16 protein-coding genes are annotated in these 19423 nt (G+C 66.5%); 6 read left to right on the top strand and 10 right to left on the bottom strand.

What is annotated here, in order from left to right; genetic code table 11:
- Positions 1-33: 33 nt before the first annotated feature.
- Positions 34-906 (bottom strand): 50S ribosomal protein L11 methyltransferase, encoded by an 873-nt coding sequence (locus BMX99_RS02205; protein WP_093446638.1) that lies wholly within the window; start codon positions 904-906, stop codon positions 34-36.
- A 218-nt stretch (positions 907-1124) separates the two neighbouring features.
- Here BMX99_RS02205 and BMX99_RS02200 point away from each other — a divergent pair, with 218 nt between their 5' ends.
- Complete coding sequence (locus BMX99_RS02200) at positions 1125-1907, top strand: VPLPA-CTERM sorting domain-containing protein (protein WP_093446635.1); 783 nt, start codon at positions 1125-1127, stop codon at positions 1905-1907.
- Positions 1908-2044: 137 nt separating this feature from the next.
- Here BMX99_RS02200 and BMX99_RS02195 read toward each other — a convergent pair whose 3' ends face one another.
- Positions 2045-3349, bottom strand: a complete 1305-nt coding sequence (locus BMX99_RS02195; protein ID WP_093446632.1) for an MATE family efflux transporter — start codon at positions 3347-3349, stop codon at positions 2045-2047.
- 37 nt (positions 3350-3386) lie between these two features.
- Positions 3387-4619 (bottom strand): MFS transporter, encoded by a 1233-nt coding sequence (locus tag BMX99_RS02190; protein WP_093446629.1) that lies wholly within the window; start codon positions 4617-4619, stop codon positions 3387-3389.
- A gap of 111 nt (positions 4620-4730) precedes the next feature.
- On the opposite strand from BMX99_RS02190, the gene BMX99_RS02185 reads away from it, so the two are divergent.
- Entirely contained in the window at positions 4731-5804 is a 1074-nt protein-coding gene (locus tag BMX99_RS02185; RefSeq protein ID WP_093446627.1) for a YeeE/YedE family protein, read from the top strand.
- 215 nt (positions 5805-6019) lie between these two features.
- On the opposite strand, the gene BMX99_RS02180 is transcribed toward BMX99_RS02185, so the two are convergent.
- Complete coding sequence (locus tag BMX99_RS02180) at positions 6020-8215, bottom strand: primosomal protein N' (protein WP_093446624.1); 2196 nt, start codon at positions 8213-8215, stop codon at positions 6020-6022.
- A 156-nt stretch (positions 8216-8371) separates the two neighbouring features.
- On the opposite strand from BMX99_RS02180, the gene fsa reads away from it, so the two are divergent.
- From fsa to BMX99_RS02165, 3 genes are all read left to right on the top strand, one after another.
- Entirely contained in the window at positions 8372-9025 is a 654-nt protein-coding gene (gene fsa / locus BMX99_RS02175) for a fructose-6-phosphate aldolase (RefSeq protein WP_093446621.1), read from the top strand.
- Positions 9026-9191: 166 nt separating this feature from the next.
- Positions 9192-9896, top strand: a complete 705-nt coding sequence (locus BMX99_RS02170) for a DUF484 family protein (protein WP_093446618.1) — start codon at positions 9192-9194, stop codon at positions 9894-9896.
- 10 nt (positions 9897-9906) lie between these two features.
- Positions 9907-10887 carry a tyrosine recombinase XerC gene (locus BMX99_RS02165; RefSeq protein ID WP_093446615.1) on the top strand — a complete coding sequence of 327 codons (981 nt, stop codon included), beginning with the start codon at positions 9907-9909 and terminating at the stop codon, positions 10885-10887.
- A 4-nt stretch (positions 10888-10891) separates the two neighbouring features.
- Here BMX99_RS02165 and BMX99_RS02160 read toward each other — a convergent pair whose 3' ends face one another.
- From BMX99_RS02160 to BMX99_RS02150, 3 genes are all read right to left on the bottom strand, one after another.
- Positions 10892-11599, bottom strand: coding sequence for an alpha/beta fold hydrolase (locus BMX99_RS02160; RefSeq protein WP_093446612.1), 708 nt, complete (start codon positions 11597-11599; stop codon positions 10892-10894).
- A 158-nt stretch (positions 11600-11757) separates the two neighbouring features.
- Positions 11758-12513: an alpha/beta fold hydrolase gene (locus BMX99_RS02155; RefSeq protein ID WP_093446607.1), complete on the bottom strand. Its 756-nt coding sequence runs from the start codon at positions 12511-12513 to the stop codon at positions 11758-11760.
- A gap of 194 nt (positions 12514-12707) precedes the next feature.
- On the bottom strand, positions 12708-14066 hold the full coding sequence (locus BMX99_RS02150; RefSeq protein ID WP_244525609.1) for an MFS transporter: 1359 nt from the start codon (positions 14064-14066) through the stop codon (positions 12708-12710).
- A gap of 435 nt (positions 14067-14501) precedes the next feature.
- On the opposite strand from BMX99_RS02150, the gene thrS reads away from it, so the two are divergent.
- Positions 14502-16481: a threonine--tRNA ligase gene (gene thrS / locus BMX99_RS02145; RefSeq protein WP_093448390.1), complete on the top strand. Its 1980-nt coding sequence runs from the start codon at positions 14502-14504 to the stop codon at positions 16479-16481.
- Positions 16482-16698: 217 nt separating this feature from the next.
- On the opposite strand, the gene BMX99_RS02140 is transcribed toward thrS, so the two are convergent.
- From BMX99_RS02140 to BMX99_RS02130, 3 genes are all read right to left on the bottom strand, one after another.
- Positions 16699-17808, bottom strand: coding sequence for an NADH:flavin oxidoreductase (locus BMX99_RS02140; protein ID WP_093446605.1), 1110 nt, complete (start codon positions 17806-17808; stop codon positions 16699-16701).
- A 207-nt stretch (positions 17809-18015) separates the two neighbouring features.
- Positions 18016-18657 (bottom strand): NrsF family protein, encoded by a 642-nt coding sequence (locus tag BMX99_RS02135; RefSeq protein WP_093446602.1) that lies wholly within the window; start codon positions 18655-18657, stop codon positions 18016-18018.
- 132 nt (positions 18658-18789) lie between these two features.
- Positions 18790-19326 (bottom strand): sigma-70 family RNA polymerase sigma factor, encoded by a 537-nt coding sequence (locus tag BMX99_RS02130; RefSeq protein WP_093446599.1) that lies wholly within the window; start codon positions 19324-19326, stop codon positions 18790-18792.
- Positions 19327-19423: the final 97 nt, after the last annotated feature.

The raw sequence follows: 19423 nt of genomic DNA, 5'->3' as shown, positions 1-19423 counted from the left end.
GTCGGGCGGTGCCTTTCGGTCAGCGCCGCCGGATCATTCCGGGCGCGACAGAAGCAGCGTGGACCAGTCGCCGATCTGGGTCGCCTCGACCCGGGTCAGGCCCTGGGCGGCATAGGCGGCGGCGACCTCATCGGCCTGGTCGTTCAGCAGACCCGACAGGATGGCATAGCCATTGGGGGCAAGATGCGCGGTCAGATCACCGGCCAGGTCGATCAGCGGCCCCTTGAGGATATTGGCAAAGATCAGGTCATAGGGCGCGCCGGACTTGATCTGGTCATGGTCAAAGCCGGTGGCCTCAAGGCAGGTGACGCGGCCCGCCATGTCGTTGGCGGCCAGGTTCGCCTCGGCCACGTCGACGGCGACGGGGTCAATGTCCGAGGCAATGGGCGTCACCGGCCAGATCCGCGCAGCCGCCATGGCCAGAACGGCGGTGCCACAGCCGATGTCGGCCACGGTGTCGGCCTTGAACCCACGGGTCGCCAGGCGATCCAGCGCCTCGAGACAGCCGCGGGTGGTGCCGTGGTGGCCGGTGCCAAAGGCCATCGCGGCCTCGATCAGCAGGGGGATGCTGTCTGCGGGCACGGTGTCGGCGTCATGGCTGCCATACAGATAAAAGCGTCCGGCCTGCACCGGGGCCAGTTCGCGTTTCACCTTGGCCACCCAGTCGGTGTCGGGCAGTTCCGAGATCACGAAGGCCTTGGCGTCGTGCATCGTCGACAAAAGCGCCAGCCCCGCCACATCGGGGCTTTCGGTGAAATAGCCGCCGACTTCATAAAGGCCCGAGCCGTCCTCGATCTCGATCACGCCGATGCCATAGGGCTCGGGCGTCAGGTTTTCCAGCGCCTCCCCCAGGGCTTCCGCTTGCGCTTTGCTGGGCAGGGTGGTGAAGGCGGTGAATGTGGGCATGGCGCGGCTCCTGATGGGTCGCCCCCGCGTAGTCGCCACCAGGGGAACGGTCAAGAAGAACCCTTGCCGCCCGGATGGATTGATGGCCGTTCGGAAACGCAGTGTTTCAACAAGGGCGCATATCCATTTTTAAAGGCCGACAGGCGACATTCATTCGCGATAGGCTATTAATTACTATTTCCACCATAATTTGCAAAGTTGGTTATGAGGAATTGAATATGAACAACCTGAAGCATTATGCTTTCGCCGCAATTGCCGCCCTGACGGTATCAGTCGCGCCCGGCCTGGCCGGAACGCTTTACGAAGCGCCGGATACTCCTGCCGGAGGGTTCTGCCCAACCTGCGCGGGGACATCGACCACCATGGGCGATGACATTTCCCTGTCGTCTGGCCCCGCCACCCTGCAGGGCCTGATCTGGGATACATCGAATTACGGGGCCGATTATGACGCCGACATCCAGGTAAACCTTTATAACGTGGACCTTTCCGGCAGCAATGCCGCCCTGGGCACCCTGTTTCATTCGCAGACCACCACGCATTTCCTGGCTGGCGGAAGCGGAAGCCCGGCAAGGACCTTCGTCGATATCAGCCTGCCCGACGTGATGGCACCCGAGCGGTTCATTTACACGATCTCGGTCCTGAACAACAATGGCGGCACCAATTGGAATATGGTCGGCAGCTTTGCAGGCACCCCAGGTGACGCGAACCCGAATGCGGCCCAAGCTGTTATTGGAACGAACAGCGTTCTGGACACGATCTGGGGCGACTGGACTCTGACGCCCGGCGCTGATCCGAACACGCTGGCTTTGCAGGAACTGACCATGGCCTCTTACCAGTTCGGCCTTCCGGGGAACGAGGCGTGGGGGGCCAATTCGCATTTGACCCTGAACGTGGACTTCTACGGCGAAGTGCCTGCCGTGCCGCTGCCGGCCACGCTGCCGATGCTGGCCGGGGCCTTCGGGATTGCCGGGGCCCTGCGCGCCCGGCGCAAGCGGGGGTAACCCAGGCTTAGTCCGATGATCTCGGCCCGATGATCTCAGTCCAATGATCTCGGTTCGATGACCCGAAACGGAAGGGGTGGCCAGGCCGCCCCTTCTTTTTTGCCGCCTTCCGATCGCAAGTGGCCGGACACGCCGCTTCAGGCCGCGTCCACCTGCCCCTGCAGCCGGTCGATCAGGCGCCAGGCGACCCAGCCGGCAGCGCCCCCGGCGATCACGGCGGCCAGGCCATAGCCGATCATCGCCCCCGCAGCCCCCCAGACCGCGCCAAGCCCAAGCGCCAGCGGCAGCACCAGCACACCGTCGCGGAACCAGGCGGACAGCGTCGCCCACATCGGTTTGCCCAGGTTGTTGAAGGCCGCCCCCGCCACGAACAACATGCCGTTCAGCAGGAAGGACAGGGTCACGATTGTGGTGAAGGCGCGCATGACGGCCACGCCCTCTCCTTCCAGGTTGAAGGCGCGTGTCAGCGGGCCGGTCAGCGCCATCAGCGCCAGCCAGGCCACCAGCGTATAGATCGTGCAGAAGATCATGCTGTCGAGATAGGCGCGCCGCACCCGGTCCAGCCGTTTTGCGCCGAAGTTCTGGCCGATGATGCCGCCGATCGCCCCGGACAGCCCGTAGATCCCGCCAAAGACCAGCATCATCAGCCGCATGGCGACGGCCATGGCGGCGATCGCCTCGGGTCCATAGGGGGCCATGGCCAGCGCCAGCATCCATTGCCCCGCGGGCGGAGAGGCCTGTGTCGCGATGCCCGGCAGGGCGATGCCGAAATAGGGCCGTGCCGCGCCCCTCAGCGCGGGCAGCGACGGGCGTTTCAATAGATCGTGGGTGCGGATCAGCCAGTACAGACCCAGCCCCGCCATGATCACCCGCGAAAAGACCAGCGAGGCCGCCGCCCCGGTCACGCCCCAGCCCGCCCAGAGGATCAGGATCGGGTCCAGCACCAGCACCGACAGCCCCGCGATCAGCGTCACCAGCATCGACCGCCAGGCATCGCCCACGGCCCGCAACAGCCCCGAGGCGTTCATGCCAAGCGCGATGATCGGCAGCGACGGCAGGGTGATCGACAGCACATGCGCGCCGATCTCGGCCACCTCGCCCTCGGCTCCGGTCAGGGCCATCAGCTCGTGCCGCAGGGGCACGGCGATCAGCGCCAGAACCGCCTGGGTCGCGGTGGTGAAGATCATCGAGGCGCTGGCGAAATCGCGCGCCTGTTCCGCCTTGCCCTGCCCCAGGCTGCGCGCCACCAGCACCACGCCTGCGATCATCATGCCAAGCGCGACCGAGATCATCAGGAAGGTCATCATCGCCGCATAGCCCAGCCCGGCCAGCATCCGCGTGTCGTCCAGCTGGCCGACCCAGAACAGCGCCAGGAAATCGACCAGGAACATGAAAGACAGGCCGACGGACCCGCTGGCCGTCATCACCACGACGTGGCGCATGACCGGGCCTTCGGTGAACCGCGCCTCGAGCGCGGGTTTATTCGGCGGCTGCGGGGATGGCGCGGGCAAAGATCGTCTCGTGTCCGGGTTCGGGGTGGCGCGGGATCAGCAGCGACAGCGCGAAGGATCCGGCCGCCATGCCTGCGGCCATGACAAAGACCGCCCCGGGCGAGATCAGCCAAAGATACCCCAGCCCCGCCGGCAGGAAGACCGCCGCGATATGGTTGATGGTAAAGGCCACCGCCGCCGTGGGCGCGATGTCGCCGGGATCGGCGATCTTCTGGAAATAGGTCTTCAGCGCCAGAGCCAGGCCGAACAGCAGGTTGTCGATCACATAGAGCACCGAGGCCAGAAGCACTCCCCAGCCGAAGTAGTAGATCCCGCCATAGAGCGAAAAGACGATGACCAGCCCGACGTATTCAAAGCGCAGCACACGCGCCTCTCCGAACCGGCCGACGGCGCGGCCCATCAACGGGGCCAGGATCATGTTGGCGACCAGGTTGATCAGGAACAGGCCCGTGACCTCGTGCACGTCAAAGCCAAAGCGTTCGACCATCATGAAGCCCGCGAAGACCACGAAGATCTGCCGCCGCGCCCCGGCCATGAACTGCAACAGGTAGTACAGCCAGTAGCGCTTGCGCAGCACCATCTTCTTGACCTGCGGATTGGGGGCCTCGAACTGCGGATAGGCCACCATGGCAAAGATCGCCATCAGCGTCGTGATCCCGCCCGCCAGCAGGTAGACGATGTTGTAGGTCAGGCCCAGGGGCTCCCACAGCAGGACGATCAGCCCGTAGGAACACAAGGTCGCCGCCGATCCGGTGGCCAGCAACAGGCCCAGCACGCGCGGGGCCTCGGCCTTGGGCAGCCATTGCAGCTGCAGCGACTGGTTCACCGTCTCGTAGTAATGGAACCCGATGGACGACAGCAGCGTGATCGTCAGGATCCCCCCGAGCGAGGGGAACCAGGCCGTCACCGCCGTCGCCACCCCCAGCATCAGAAGCGACACCAGCCCCAGCACCTGTTCCCGAATGAAGATGATCAGGGCGATCACCCCGATGGCCAGAAAGCCCGGGATCTCGCGCACCGTGTGCAGCCAGCCGATGTCGGATCCGTCGAACTGCGCCACCTCGATGACAAAGTTGTTCAGCAGGGCGGACCAGGTCGCAAAGGCAATGGGCATGGCCGCGGCCATCAGGAACAGAAGGCTGCGCGGACGCCGCCAGAGGGGCAGATGCCGGGCGTCGGCAAGATTAAGTGTCGTCGTCATGCAATTTCCTTACGCTCAAATTCCGACCTTGGCGAGAGAGATGATTCACATCAAAGACATTGCAATATTGGAATGCGACTGCAGGACATCCCCCTGCAAGGAACCCCTGCCATGTCCGTGCTCTCCGATATCCTCCTGCCGCTTGTGGACCGCCTGGGCGACGGGCCCAGTGCCGCGCTTTTCGGACTGATCACCGGGGTGGTCTTTGGCGTGGCGGCGCAGCGGTCCCGGTTCTGCCTGCGCGCCGCGACGGTGGACTTCGCCCGCGGGCAGCTCAGCGATCGGCTGACGATCTGGTTCCTGACTTTCTCGACGGCGGTGGTCTGGGTCCAGGGGGCGCAGCTACTGGGGCTGATGCGGGCGTCGGATGCGCGGATGATGGCGGTGCCGGGGTCCTGGTTGGGGGCGATCCTGGGCGGGCTGCTGTTCGGCGTGGGCATGGTGCTGGCGCGGGGCTGCTCGGGGCGGCTTCTGGTGCTGGCGGCGACGGGCAACCTGCGCTCCGTGGTCTCGGGGCTGATCTTCGCGGTGGTGGCGCAGATGTCTCTCTCGGGCATGCTTGCCCCTCTGCGCGACCGGATCGCCGGGGTCTGGGTCACCTCGGGCGGGCAGAACCTCGACCTGCTGTCGGCCCTGCACCTGCCGCAGGGGGCGGGGCTGGCGATCGGCCTCGGCTTCGCGGCGCTGGCCCTGGGCCTGGCGCGTCACAACCGCATCGGGGCCAGCCGGCTGATCTTCGGTGCCGGCGTGGGCTTTGCGGTGGCGCTTGGCTGGGTTCTGACCTTCGCGCTCTCCTCGCTCGCGTTCGAGCCGGTGCAGATCGAAAGCGCCACCTTCACCGGCCCCTCGGCCAATACGCTGATGTTCTTTCTGACCCGGCCCGCCGTGCTCGAATTCGACATCGGCCTGGTGCCCGGCGTGGTCCTCGGCGCCTTCCTGGCCGCCTTGGCCACCCGTGAATTCCGCTTTCAGGGATTCGAGGGCACCGCCCCCCTGCGCCGCGCCATGATCGGGGCTGCGCTCATGGGCTTCGGCGGCATGCTGGCCGGCGGCTGCGCCATCGGCGCGGGCGTCACCGGCGGGTCGATCTTCGTGGGCACTGCCTGGCTGGCGCTATTCTTCATGTGGATCGGAGCGATGGCCACCGACCTCCTCCTCGACCAGCGCCACCCCCTCCCCGCCTGATTGCCTGGCGCCTCCATCCGCGCCCCCCTTCCCCCTCTTTGGTTTTCCCAAATATCCTGGGGGAGCTCGAGGGGGCAAAGCCCCCTCGTTCCATTCAAAAAACCGCGCCTCCGGCGCGAGGGGCCAAAGCCCCCTCACTCCCAAAAAATAGATAGAATGCCCGCACAGCGGGCGCCTTTGGATCAGGGGCGCAGCAACACACAGCCCGCGCGGCGTCAGAAGAACGACTGCGGGTCGATGTCCACCGCCACGCGCAGATCCTTGTCGGGGCGCAGCTGGCCCACCCATTGAGCCATGGCCCCCTGTAGCGCCACGCCCTTGTCGGCCTTCACCAGCATCCGCACCCGGTGCCGCCCCCGGATCCGCGCAATGGGGGCCGCGGCGGGGCCGAAGACCTGGGCCTGCACCGCGTTCAGGGGACCGGCGCGGCGGGCCAGCTCCTGCCCGGCGGCAAAGGCCGCCTGCGGGTCCGAGGCCGACAGGATCACCGCCGCCAGCCGGCCATAGGGCGGCATTCCGGCGGCGCGCCGCGCCTCGGCCTCGGCGCGCCAGAATTCCTCCTCATCCCCGCTCAGGATGGCGCGGATCACCGGGTGCTCGGGCTGGTGCGTCTGCAACAGCGCCTCGCCGGGGATATCGGCCCGCCCGGCCCGGCCCGCCACCTGGCGCATCAGCTGAAAGGTCCGTTCCGCTGCGCGCAGGTCGGACCCTTGCAGCCCCAGGTCACTGTCGATCACGCCGACCAGCGTCAGATTGGGAAAGTTGTGCCCCTTGGCCACCAGCTGGGTGCCGATGATGATGTCGACCTCGCCCTCGGCGATCTCGGCAATCGCCGCCTTCAGCGCCCGGGCCGAGGAAAACAGATCCGAGGACAGCACCGCCACACGGGCCTCGGGAAAGACCGCCTCGACCTCTTCGGCCAGGCGCTCCACGCCGGGGCCGATCGGGGCCAGCTTGCCCTCGACCTCGCATTTCGGACAGGCCTCGGGCACGGGTTTGCTGTCGCCGCACTGGTGGCAGATCAACCGCTTGAGGAACCGGTGCTCCACCATCGAGGCGTCGCAATGATCGCAGCTGATCTGTTCGCCACAGGCCCGGCACAGGGTCACCGGCGCATAGCCGCGCCGGTTCAGGAACAGCAGCGATTGTTCGCCCTTCTCCATCCGGCTGCGCACCGCCCGCGCCAGCGACGGCGAAATCCAGCGCCCCGATTGCATCTGTTCATTGCGCATGTCGATGGCGCGCATCTCGGGCAGGACAGCGGTGCCAAAGCGTGCATCCAGGTCGATCCGGTCGTATTTGCCCGCATCCGCATTGGCCCAGCTTTCCAGACTGGGCGTGGCCGAGGCCAGAACCACCCGCGCCCCCGCGATGGACGCCCGTAGCACCGACATGTCCCGCGCCGAATACAGCGCCCCGTCTTCCTGCTTGTACGAGGTATCGTGTTCCTCATCGACGACGATCAGCCCAAGGTCGCGGAAGGGCAGGAACAGGGCCGAGCGCGCGCCGATCACCAGTTCGGCCTGGCCCTGGCCGACCATCTTCCATGCGCGGCGGCGTTCGGTCATGGTGACGCCCGAATGCCATTCCACCGGCTTTGCGCCAAAGCGCTGTTCGACGCGGATCAGGAATTGCTCGCTCAGCGCGATTTCGGGCAGCAGGACAAGCGCCTGGCGGCCCTGGGCCAGACAGGAAGCGACGGCTTCCAGATAGACTTCGGTCTTGCCCGACCCGGTGACACCGCGCAGCAGGGTGGTGCCATAGGTGCCGGCGCGCATGCCCTGTTCCAGGTGCGCGGCGGCGGCAGCCTGACTGTCGGTCAGCGGCTTGCCGTGGCGGTCTGTGTCCATGCGGGGATAGGGCGTGTCGCGGGGGGCCTGCTCTTCGCGCACGGCGCCTTGGGTCACCAGCCCCTTGACCACGCCGGTGGACACGCCCGCCATCTCGGACAGTTCCTTCAGGGTGAAGGACAGCCCGCCATAATCGCGCAGCACGTCCAGCACGCGGCGGCGGGCGTCGGTCATGCGGTCGGGCTCGTCCGCCCCGGCGCGATAGACCTTCTGCATCGACGGCGGATCGGACAGCCCAGGCGCGCGGGTCGCCAGCCGCAACATGGCGTTCATCGGGGTCAGGGTGTAGTCGCCCGCGCGGATCAGGAATTCGCGCATCTCGTCGCGCATCGGGGCCACGTCCAGCACCTTGGTCACCGCCCGGATCTTTGATGCGTCGTAGTTCCCCTGCCCCGGTCCCCAGACCACGCCCATCACCTGCCGCGGACCCAGGGGCACCTGCACAAAGGCCCCCTGCGCCAGCCCGCCCTCGGGCGCGCGGTAGTCCAGCAGCCGGTCGATCGGCTGAGTGGTCAGGACCGAAACCAGCGCGCCGGGGTCGTAATAGGAAGGCAGGTCCAAAGGGTACTCCGGTAGAAAAGGTTAGCGCCACCAGCGGCGCGCGGATCGGGGGTTACGCAAAGCCCCCCTATCGGGTAAATCGCGGGCGAGCACTTTCCAACCCCCGGCGGGCCGCAGACCACGTAATCTGCCCCGCCCGAGCCAAAGAGGCCAGACATGAAGTTCTTTGTCGACACCGCCGACGTCCCCGCCATTGCCGAACTGAACGACCTAGGCATGGTGGACGGCGTCACCACCAACCCGTCGCTGATCAAGAAATCCGGCCGCGACATCCTGGAAGTCACCAAGGAGATCTGTGACCTGGTCGACGGCCCCGTGTCTGCCGAAGTCACCGCCACGGATGCCGAGACGATGATCGCCGAAGGCCGCAAGCTGGTTGAAATCGCCGAGAATATCGCCGTGAAGGTGCCGCTGACCTGGGACGGTCTGAAGGCCTGCAAGGCGCTGTCGGACGACGGCCACATGGTCAACGTGACGCTGTGTTTCTCGGCCAACCAGGCGCTGCTGGCGGCCAAGGCCGGCGCGACCTTCATCAGCCCCTTCATCGGCCGCCTGGACGACATCAACCTGGATGGCCTGGACCTGATCGCCGACATCCGCACGATCTATGACAACTATGGCTATGAAACCGAGATCCTCGCCGCCTCGATCCGCACGGTGAATCACATCTCGGAATGCGCCAAGATCGGTGCCGACGTGATCACCGCGCCGCCGGCCGTGATCCAGTCCATGGTCAAGCATCCGCTGACCGACAAGGGCCTGGACGCCTTCCTGGCCGACATCAAGTCGGCGGGCATCTCGATCCTCTGACCGGATCGTCGCCCGGCCGGGTAAACCAGGATGCACATCGCTGTCGCATTCAGGTCCCACCCCGGGTGAATGTCATTCAATGACCACAGAAAGGCCGGGATTTCTCCCGGCCTTTTTGTTAACCTCGGGCCAAACAAAAAACGTACCCGAGCAGGCCGAAGACAAGATGACCACTCCTCAGATCGACGAATCCCTCCGTGCGAAAATCATGGAGGAACCCGCCGCCATTCTCGACGACCGTGACCTGATGAACGCGCTGATCGCGGCCAATGACCGCGAGATAGGGGCCAATGTGGTCGACCTGCGCGGCATCGCGATGGAGCGGCTCGAGGCGCGGCTGGATCGGCTGGAAGACACGCATCGGTCTGTCATCGCGGCGGCCTATGAGAACCTGGCCGGCACCAATCAGGTGCATCGCGCGGTTCTGCGCATGCTGGACCCGCTGGATTTCGAAGCCTTCCTGCGCGATCTGGGCGGAGAGGTGGCCGACACGCTTGGCGTCGATCACATGCGGCTGGTTCTGGAAACCGTTCAGACCGATGACGACCCGGCCGTGGGCCGTCTGGGCGACGTGCTGCGGATCGTGCCGCCGGGCTATTGCAACCAATATGCCGACGGTGGCCGGGGCGCGCCGCCGCGTCAGGTCACCCTGCGGCAGGTCCAGCAGGGCGAGCCGTCGATCTACGGGGACGCCGGGGCCTATGTCCGCTCCGAGGCCTGCCTGCGCCTGAACTTCGGCCCCGGTCGCCTGCCGGGCATGCTGGTCATGGGGGCCGAGGACCCGCATCAGTTCACGCCGCAGCATGGCACCGACCTGCTGGGCTTTTTCGCCGGCGTGTTCGAACGGACCATGCGCCGCTATCTGGACTGAGGGCGCGGAGATGAGCCTGGCGATCTCACCTGCGGCGCGCGATGCCCTGGCGGACTGGCTGTCGGCCCTGACATCGCTGCGCGGGGCATCCCAGGCGACGGTGGATGCCTATCGGCGCGACGTGACCGATTACCTGGCCTTCATGGGCGAACACCTGGGCGGCCCGCAGGGGATCGCCGCACTCGGCGCGGTCGGCACGCGGGACATGCGGGCCTGGATGGCACGGGAACGCGGCGCGGGGCTGGGCGCACGGTCGCTGGCGCGCAAGCTGTCGGCGGTAAAGACCTTCTATCGCTGGCTGGCACAGCGCGACGGGCTCGAGGTCACGCCGGTGCTGTCCGCGCGGGCACCGAAGTTCCAGCGCTCCCTTCCCCGGCCGCTGGCCGAGGATGCGGCAAAGGCGATGATCGAGGCCGTGGGCAGCACGGATGACCGCCCCTGGGTGCGCGCCCGGGATGCCGCCGTCGTCACGCTTCTCTACGGCTGCGGCTTGCGGATTTCCGAGGCGCTGTCGCTGACCGTCAACGACCTGCCCCTGGGCGAGACGCTGCGCATCACCGGCAAGGGCGACAAGGAACGCATCGTGCCGGTGATCGCCCCCGCCCGCGCTGCGGTCGAGGCCTACATGGACATCATGCCCCATGCGATCACGCCCGGCACGCCGCTGTTCCGGGGCATCCGGGGCGGCGCGCTTAGCCCGCGATCGGTGCAGAAATCGATGGAGCAGGCCCGCATGGCGCTTGGCCTGCCCGCGACGGCGACGCCCCATGCGATGCGCCACAGCTTTGCCACCCATCTTCTCAGCGCCGGGGGCGATCTGCGGTCGATCCAGGATCTTCTGGGCCATGCCTCGCTGTCGACAACGCAGGTCTATACGGCCGTCGACACCGCCCGCCTGATGGAGGTCTACGACGCCGCCCATCCCCGCGCACAGCTGCCCGCCTCGGCGACGTCTTCGGACAGAAATTCGGACACTGCCGCGAAGGACTAGGCCCTCAGGCCGCGCGGGCCTTGGGCTTCAGCCAGCTGCGCAGGATCGCGGTGACGGCCTGCGGGTCTTCCAGCGTCGGCAGATGCCCGGCGGTGTCCAGCAGGGTGAAGGCACCGTTCGGGGCAAGACCGGCCAGAAATTCCTGACGCTTCGGGGTGATGACCGTGTCATGCGCCCCGGCGATGACCTGCACCGGACATTGCGCCCGATACAGCGACGACTGGTGATCGCGTCGGCGTTGCAGGGCGCGGGTGTGGACCTCGAACCCGCGGGGGCCAAGACTGCGGGCCATGTCCTGAAAGAACTCCAGCGCATTGGGGCGGGCGGGACCGGGGGCCAGCGCCTCGGCCGGGAGGGCGGCGGCGACCGCTTCGTCCAACCGGCCGGTGCGGCACTGGATGATCTGGGGTTCGCGATCGGCCGAGACATTCGGCGCATCGGGCAGCGCATCGGCCGAGATCAGGCAGATCCGCGCCACCCGGTCCGGCGCGCGGCGCAGGATTTCCAGCGCGACGATGCCGCCAAGGCTGGCCCCGACAAGCGTCACGCGGCGCGGCAGATGCGGCAGCAGGCTGGATGCCATTTCCTCGCAGCGTTCACCGATCAGAGGGGCCTGAATGACGATGTGATCCCGAGCCAGATCATAGGCCTGCGCATAGAAAAGACGCTGGTCGCACAGGTATCCCGGAAGGAATACGATCGGCTCTGTCATGCTGGCCTGCCCGCCTTATCTGTTTTTTCAGACCTTATCGTTGCGGGAATCGTCTCATATCTGGGCGACAGGTCAAGGGGCACGGTGGTTTTCGCGGGACGGGGCGGCGGAATGTTGCACGGATATTCGGCCTTTACCGCCCCACGCCCCTGCGCCGATCAGCTTCCCGAGACTTCGAGAATGGCCTGTTTGATCAGCTCCATGCACTCGGGATCCGAGAAACGGTGATCCTTGCCCTTGACCAGCGTCAGGCGGATGTCGCCGCCTTCGGCCCGGTCCAGCAGGCGGTATGCCACTGAAAGGTCCACAGCTTCATCCTTGGTCCCGATCAGGAAGCGGGTCGGGAACGGCAGGTCGATCCGGTCGCGCAGCATCAGGTGGTTGCGCCCGTCCTCGATCAGCTTCTTGGTGATGATGTAGGGTTCACCATAGTCCGAGGGCAGCGACACCTGTTCCACCATGTCCAGCGCGGTGCGCTGCGCCTGATCGAAGCCCGCCCACATGCTGTCTTCGGTGAAATCCGGGGCGGCGGCGATGGTGACAAGGCCGGCGATCCGTTCCGGCAGGCGGCGCGTCATCAGCAGCGAAATCCAGCCCCCCATGGAGGAGCCGACCAGCACCAGCGGGCCATCGGTCAGCCGGTCCAGCGCGGCTTCGGCGTCCTCGGCCCAGTCACCGATACAGCCATCCAGGAAATCGCCGTCGCTTTCGCCGTGGCCAGAATAGTCAAAGCGCAGGTAGGCGCGACCCTGGTCCTTGGCAAAGGCTTCCAGATCCACCGCCTTGGTGCCCAGCATGTCCGACTTGAACCCGCCCAGGAAGACGATCGTCGGCCCGGTGCCTCCGGTCTTGCGATAGGCCAGGCGGCGGCCGCGCGAGGTGGTCAGGTATTGGGGCGCAGTCTGATCGGTCATCTTGGGTCCATCGCTTGTGTCAGTCATTCTTGGGGGCAAGTCCCCGCCCCTTGGCGCAGCCTAGGAGCAACCTTTGGGGCAACCCCGGGGCGCAATTCATGCAAAACCTGCCATGTGACGGGGCGGGACGCAATCTTGCCGCTACGGTCGGCCTGCGGCGGCGTCGGCGGATTTCCGTGCGGGATCCGGGGGGCTCAGGCCGCTTCGACCTCTTTCAGGGTCAGGGCCAGCGCCCCGCCCGCCGCCGCCATCAGCGCAAAGCCCGCCAGCGCCCAGTCGGGCGACATCGCGCCCAGGCCGCCGCCAAACAGGCCCGTGGCCAGAAGGATCAGCCCGATCGACAGGTTCGCCGTGGCCGCATAGCCGGCGCGCCGGTCCTTGGGGGCCATGTCCACCAGATAGGTCGACCGCCCCTGCCGCACGCCGTGATAGGCCAGCATCAGCACGAAAAGCACCAGCGGCGCGGCCCATACCTGGCCCGCGAGCCCCGCCAGCGACAGCCCGACCATGGCGGCCAGCGCCAGCGCGGCGATCCCGCCCGACAGCGCCAGCACTCGGCGCGAGGATTGGTCCGACATCCGCCCCCAGACGAAGGAACTGACCAGCGACGCCGCCGCCGAAGCCAGCACCAGAACGCCCAGCTGTTGCAGCACCGCGTCGCCGCCCTTCTGTGCTGCGACGACCAGCCAGGGCGGGGCCAGCGCGGTCGAAACCAGCAGCCCCCGCACCAGGATGAAGCGGCGCAGCGCCTTGTCCTCGCTCAGGAATTTGCGGATGGGCGGAAGGCCCGCGTCTGCGTCGGCCTTGGCCCCCGGTTCGTCCAGCGACGAAAAGACCGCCGCCGCAGTCAGCCACAACAGCCCCGCCAGGGCGATGGCGATGATCACGGGCGTCTGTTGTTGCATCAGCCCCGACATCAGCAGCAGCGCAAAGATCACCACCCCGACCGAGGCCACGGATCCCGCAAGCCCCGTCACCGCGCCGCGCCGTGTCTTGGCAATGGTGCGACCCAAGACGTCCTTGGTGCTGACCGAACAGGCCGCCCTCGACAGGGCCAGCACCGCCAGAAGCACACAGATGGCCAGCCCGGCCGCCGTGCCCTCCAGCGTCAGGGCCACGCCCGCGATGCCAAGTGCCGCCAGCCCCTGCCCGATGGATCCCGTGACCCACATCCAGCGGCGCTGCGTCATCCGGTTCAGCACCCCGGCATAGGCGACCTGCGGCAGCAGCGCCCCGGCTTCGCGGATCGACACCAGGGCCGAGGCCAGGTAGCCAGGCGCGCCAAGCGCGGTCATCAGCCAGGACAGCACCAGTTTCGGATCAATCAGCCCGTCCGCCACCTTGGTCATCGACAGCGACGCGATAAAGCGCAGCCCGTTGCGACCCTCGCGCCCGTCGGGTTGGTCATCAGGGTGATCGTCCGCCGCGTCGACGCCGGCGATGCGGGCAAAGCCCCGGGCGGCCCAGCTGTCGTCCTTGCTGTCGGCTTCTGTCCGGGCGGGCTCTGTCCGGGCGGCCCCTGTCCGGGCGGGGTCTGTCTGGGTGGTGGTCATGCGGGGCCTCCTGACGGGCTAGTTGCCCAGTGCAGGCGGGCAGAATTCGTGAAGACAGGATGGGCAGATCCCATGCCTGGCATTCGCGGAAAATTTCGACATGCGACACACCCCGGCGTGGCCATCGCCGGTGCGTCGCGAAAAGTCCCTCCCCCAAGTGCTGCGGTCCCGCGCTTGTCGCGCATTTCCATGACCTGCGGCATCCTGCCTTCGGATACCGAACGCCGCAGCCGGGAATGGGTTCCCGATTTTCCGAATTTTCCTTTTGCGTCAGAGGCGGGGCCCAGGGAGGGGGCCTTGCGCCACGGCCCGGCAAAAACCACCTTCCGCCGCAGATGTGGGTCTTGACTTGATCCGGGGGCCTCTGCATCAGGGGCGCACCATATGACCCGCAACCGGGCGTTCCGTGGGCGCCAAACTGACGAGGAGACGATCATGTCCCAGATCACCCTTACCTTTCCCGATGGCAATCAACGTCAGGTCGACGCCGGCATCACGCCCGCGCAGGTGGCCTCTGACATCTCGACATCTCTTGGCAAGAAGGCGATCAGCGCAACCGTGAACGGCGCGCATTACGATCTGCAATGGCCGATCGAGGGCGATGCCGAAATCGCCATCCACACCATGCAGGACGACGAACAGGCGCTTGAGCTGATCCGCCACGACCTGGCCCATATCATGGCCCGCGCCGTGCAAGAGATCTGGCCGGACGTGAAGGTCACTATCGGCCCCGTCCGCGACCACGGCTGGTTCTACGACTTCGACCGGGCCGAGCCCTTCACCCCCGAAGACCTGGGCCAGATCGAAGCGAAGATGAAAGAGATCATCAACGCCCGCGACACCGTCCGCACCGAGGTCTGGGACCGCGCCCGCGCCCGCAAGCACTACGAGGACACGGGCGAGCCCTACAAGGTCGAGCTTCTGGACCGGATCCCCGGCGATGAACCGATCCGCATGTACTGGCACGGCGACTGGCAGGATCTGTGCCGCGGGCCGCACCTGCAGCACACCGGCCAGGTGCCCGCAGACGGGTTCAAGCTGACCCATGTGGCCGGGGCCTACTGGCTGGGCGACAACACCCGCCCCATGCTGCAACGGATCTACGGCGTGGCCTTCAAGGACCGCAAGGCTCTCAAGGCGCATCTGCTGATGATCGAAGAGGCCGAGAAACGCGACCACCGCAAGCTGGGCCGCGAAATGGACCTGTTCCACATGCAGGAAGAGGCCCCGGGCCAGGTCTTCTGGCATCCGAACGGCTGGACCATCTACACCGAGCTGCAGGACTACATGCGCCGCAAGCAGCGCAAGGGCGGCTACAACGAGGTCAACACACCCCAGGTGGTGGACCGCAAGCTGTGGGAGGCCTCGGGCCACTGGGAGAAATACCAGCACCACATGTTCATCGTCGAAGTGGACGAAAGCCGCGACGGTGAAAACGACGATGCGGCGGCCAAGAACCGCGATCACACCCGGATCAACGCGCTCAAGCCGATGAACTGCCCCTGCCATGTTCAGGTCTTCAACCAGGGCCTGAAATCCTATCGCGACCTGCCGCTGCGCCTGGCCGAATTCGGCTCCTGCGCGCGGTTCGAACCCTCGGGTGCGCTGCATGGGATCATGCGGGTGCGCGGTTTTACCCAGGACGATGGCCACATCTTCTGCACCGAGGATCAGATCCAGACGGAATGCGCCCGGTTCATCGACTTCCTCGCCAATATCTACGCCGAACTGGGCTTCGAGAAATTCGAGATCAAGTTCGCCACCCGCCCTGAAAAGCGCGTCGGCACCGAGGAAAGCTGGGACTACGTCGAGAACGCGCTGGAAAACGCGATCAAGGCCGTGGGCCGCGACTATACGCTGGAACCGGGCGACGGTGCCTTCTACGGCCCCAAGCTCGACTTCTACCTGACCGATGCCATCGGCCGGGTCTGGCAGTGCGGCACCTTCCAGGTCGACCCCAACCTGCCCGAGCGTCTGGGTGCCAGCTACATCGCGCCGGACGGTGAAAAGCACCGCCCCTACATGCTGCACCGTGCGACCCTTGGTTCGTTCGAACGGTTCATCGGCATCCTGATCGAGGAACACGCCGGCAAGCTGCCCGTCTGGCTCGCTCCGCGCCAGGTGGTGGTGGCCGCCATCGTCTCGGACGCCGATGACTACTGCCTCGAGGTGGTCGAGGCGCTGAAGGCCGCCGGCATCCGCGCCGAGGCCGACCTGCGCAACGAGAAGATCAACTACAAGGTCCGCGAACATTCCGTCGGCAAGGTGCCCTATATCCTCGCCTGTGGCATGAAAGAGGTCGAAGACCGCACGGTCTCGACCCGTCGCCTGGGCGAGAAACAGACCAAGGTGCAAAGCCTCGACGAGATCATCGCCCAGCTCAAGGGCGAAGCGACCCCGCCGGACCTGCGCTGATCCTCAGCCCGTCACAAAACAAACAAAAGGGTGCCCCAGGGCACCCTTTTTTGCATCCACCCTAGGCATCCCAGGCATCCCCTCGCCATGGGGCGACGATCCATCTTCATCTTGCCGGAAATACTCTGCGGGGGGTGCGGGGGGTGCAAAACCCCCCGCCGCGCGACGCCGGCCACACCGTGCCCGGTTGGGCAAAGGCGACACAGGCCCCTGGCCTTCACACCAGCTCGGCCAGCATGTCCTTTTCATAGGCCGCCAGCCCCTCGAACTTGCCGTCCCGCACCTGGTTGGCCCAATCGGGGTTGGCGATCAGGGCGCGGCCAACGGCGACCAGGTCGAATTCGTCCTTCTCGAACCGCTCCAGCAGAGTGTCGATGCTGGCCGGTTCGGCCTCGCGGAAATTGGCGGTGCCGTCGTTCGGCAGGAAATCCGCGTTCAGCCCGACAGATCCGACGGTGATCGCGGGCTTGCCGGTCAGCTTTCGGGTCCAGCCGGCTAGGTTCAGGTCGCTGCCTTCGAACTCCGGCTCCCAGAAGCGGCGGGTCGAGCAATGGAAGATGTCGACCCCGGCCTCGGCCAGCGGCTTCAGAAAATCGCCAAGCGCTTCGGGCGTCTCGCACAGGCGGGCGCTGTAGTCCTGCTGTTTCCACTGGGAATAGCGGAAGATGATTGGGAAATCCTCGCCCACGGCGGCGCGGACTGCGCGTACGATCTCAAGCGCAAAGCGCGACCGGTCGGCCAGGTCACCGCCATAGGCATCGCCACGATCATTCGTGCCATCCCAGAAGAACTGGTCGATCAGGTAGCCATGGGCCCCGTGCAGTTCAATCGCGTCCATGCCGATGGCCTTGGCATCCGCCGCCGCCTTGGCAAAGCCCGCGACAACCGCGTCGATGTCGGCCTGCTCCATCGCGTGGCCGGTGACCTTGCCGGGGCGGGCCATGCCGCTTGGGCTGTGGCCGGGGGTGTCTCCGCCGGGGGTGACGCCGGGGCGACGGATGCCGCCCACGTGCCACAGCTGCGGGGCGATCTTGCCGCCCGCTTCATGCACGGCGTCCACAACCTTCTTCCAGCCGGCCAGGGCGGCCTCACCATAGAAGGACGGCACATTGGGATAGCCGCTGGCGGCGGGGTGATCGATGCAGGTGCCTTCGGTGATGATCAGCCCGGTGCCGCCTTCGGCGCGGCGACGGTAGTATTCAACCACCTTGTCATTCGGCACATTCCCCGGAGAGAAGGTCCGCGTCATGGGTGCCATGACGATGCGGTTCTTCAGCTGCAGCTTCGGCAGGTCAACGGGTTGGAACAGGATATCTACTGAGGCCATCGGTCTTTCCCAAAGGTTTGCGTGTCGCACCGGATCAATCGGTTTGCGACAGGTGTTTACGTCCGGGGCGCGCGCGCGAATGGGTGGTGTTTGGTCTGTGCTGCGCCTCCTCCCGGGGGAAGTGATACGTTGACCGGGCGGCAGGACAACAGTTCCGTTAGGTCACAAGATTGACCGACGGGTAGAATGGACCGGTCGGCGCAGCGGTTACCAGCGCAGCCAGCGCGACCCGGCCACGGCACCAAGGGCGGTGGTGATGGCGATGCCGACCGAATACCAGACGCTGTAGAACAGCGGGGAATCCTCGGTGCAGAAGGTGGAATACAGCGCGGTCGCCAGGCCCGCCGCGGCCAGTCCGGCCAGCGCCCCGGCCTTCTGCGGATCCACCGGCGCGCCGCGCCGCAGGGCCGCGATCAGCCCGGCCAGGATCGGCAGCGACATCAGGTTGATCGCCGGCAGGCAGACCGGGATCGAATGGCCCAGGAAATCGACCATGCGAGTTTCGGCCGGGGTCACGGCAAAGGCCCAGACGAACAGCGCCGCCGTCAGCGCGGGCACCGCCCAGATCACCCAGGCCGTGCGGCCCGGCGCGCGGCCCGGGCGCACCGATCGAAGCCCAAGCCGCAGCGCCAGCGCAAACAGCGCCAGCGGCAGCAGGGTCTTGGCCAGAACGACCGGGTCCAGCATCAGCCCGCCCAGACCCGGGCGCGGCCCGAGCACCGCAAGAAACAGCCCCAGAGCCACGGCAAAGCCGACGGCAAGCCCGTATCCCGTCCGGCGCGCCAGGGGCGCGGCGGGGGTCGGGGCGGCATCCTGTGCCAGCATGGTGATCAGATCGTCGGTCTTCATCTTGTCTTCGTCTCTTCCGGTCGCTTGACCGTTGCTGTCTTGTCCGGGCTTATCCGGGCTTTTCCGGCCCACTCCGGGGGGTGCCTGCGGGCACCCCCGTGGTCCATCCGGCCCTGTCGTCTCTGGTCGTCCCTAATCTTCCGTCTCGGCCAGCTCTTTCAGGCTGACCATGGCGCGGTGATAGGCCACGCGCACGGCCCCTTCGCTCATCTTCAGGCTGGTGCCGACGTCGCGGGCGCTTTGCCCCTCGACCCCGATGGCGCGCACGATCCGCGCCGCGCGCGCGTCCAGCCGGTCCAGCATCACCGCAAGATCGCGGGTCGCCGTCACGTCGCCGCCCTCATCGGGCAGCACCTCTTCCACGTCGTCCAGCGGCACGTGGCCGCCCTGACGTCCCCGCCTGCGCCCCGCATCGGCCGCCTTGTAGCGGGCGATGGCATAGAGCCAGGGGGCCACCGGTTCGTCCTCGCGCCAGGTGTGGCGCTTGGCGTGGACCGCCAGAAGGACCTCCTGCACGATGTCCTCGGCATCCTCGGCCCCACGGGTGCGGGCGCGTACGATGCCTCGGATCACGGGGGCGATGTCGGACAGGAAGGCGGCATAGGCCGCTGCATCCCCGCGCATCGCCCGTCGCAGCAGATCGTCCCAACGATCATTGCGATCCGGCATTCCCCTCTCCCTTCGCCCCAAACCCGGCAAACGTTACAGCTACGGATTTTTTTCCGACATTCACATCACTCGTTCGTGAGCGATGTAACACCTTTTG

This window comes from Pseudooceanicola nitratireducens (assembly GCF_900109195.1).
Taxonomy (GTDB): Bacteria; Pseudomonadota; Alphaproteobacteria; order Rhodobacterales; family Rhodobacteraceae; genus Pseudooceanicola; species Pseudooceanicola nitratireducens.
Note: the sequence above shows the minus strand (reverse complement) of the source record. Positions and strands in the feature narration are given on the sequence as shown.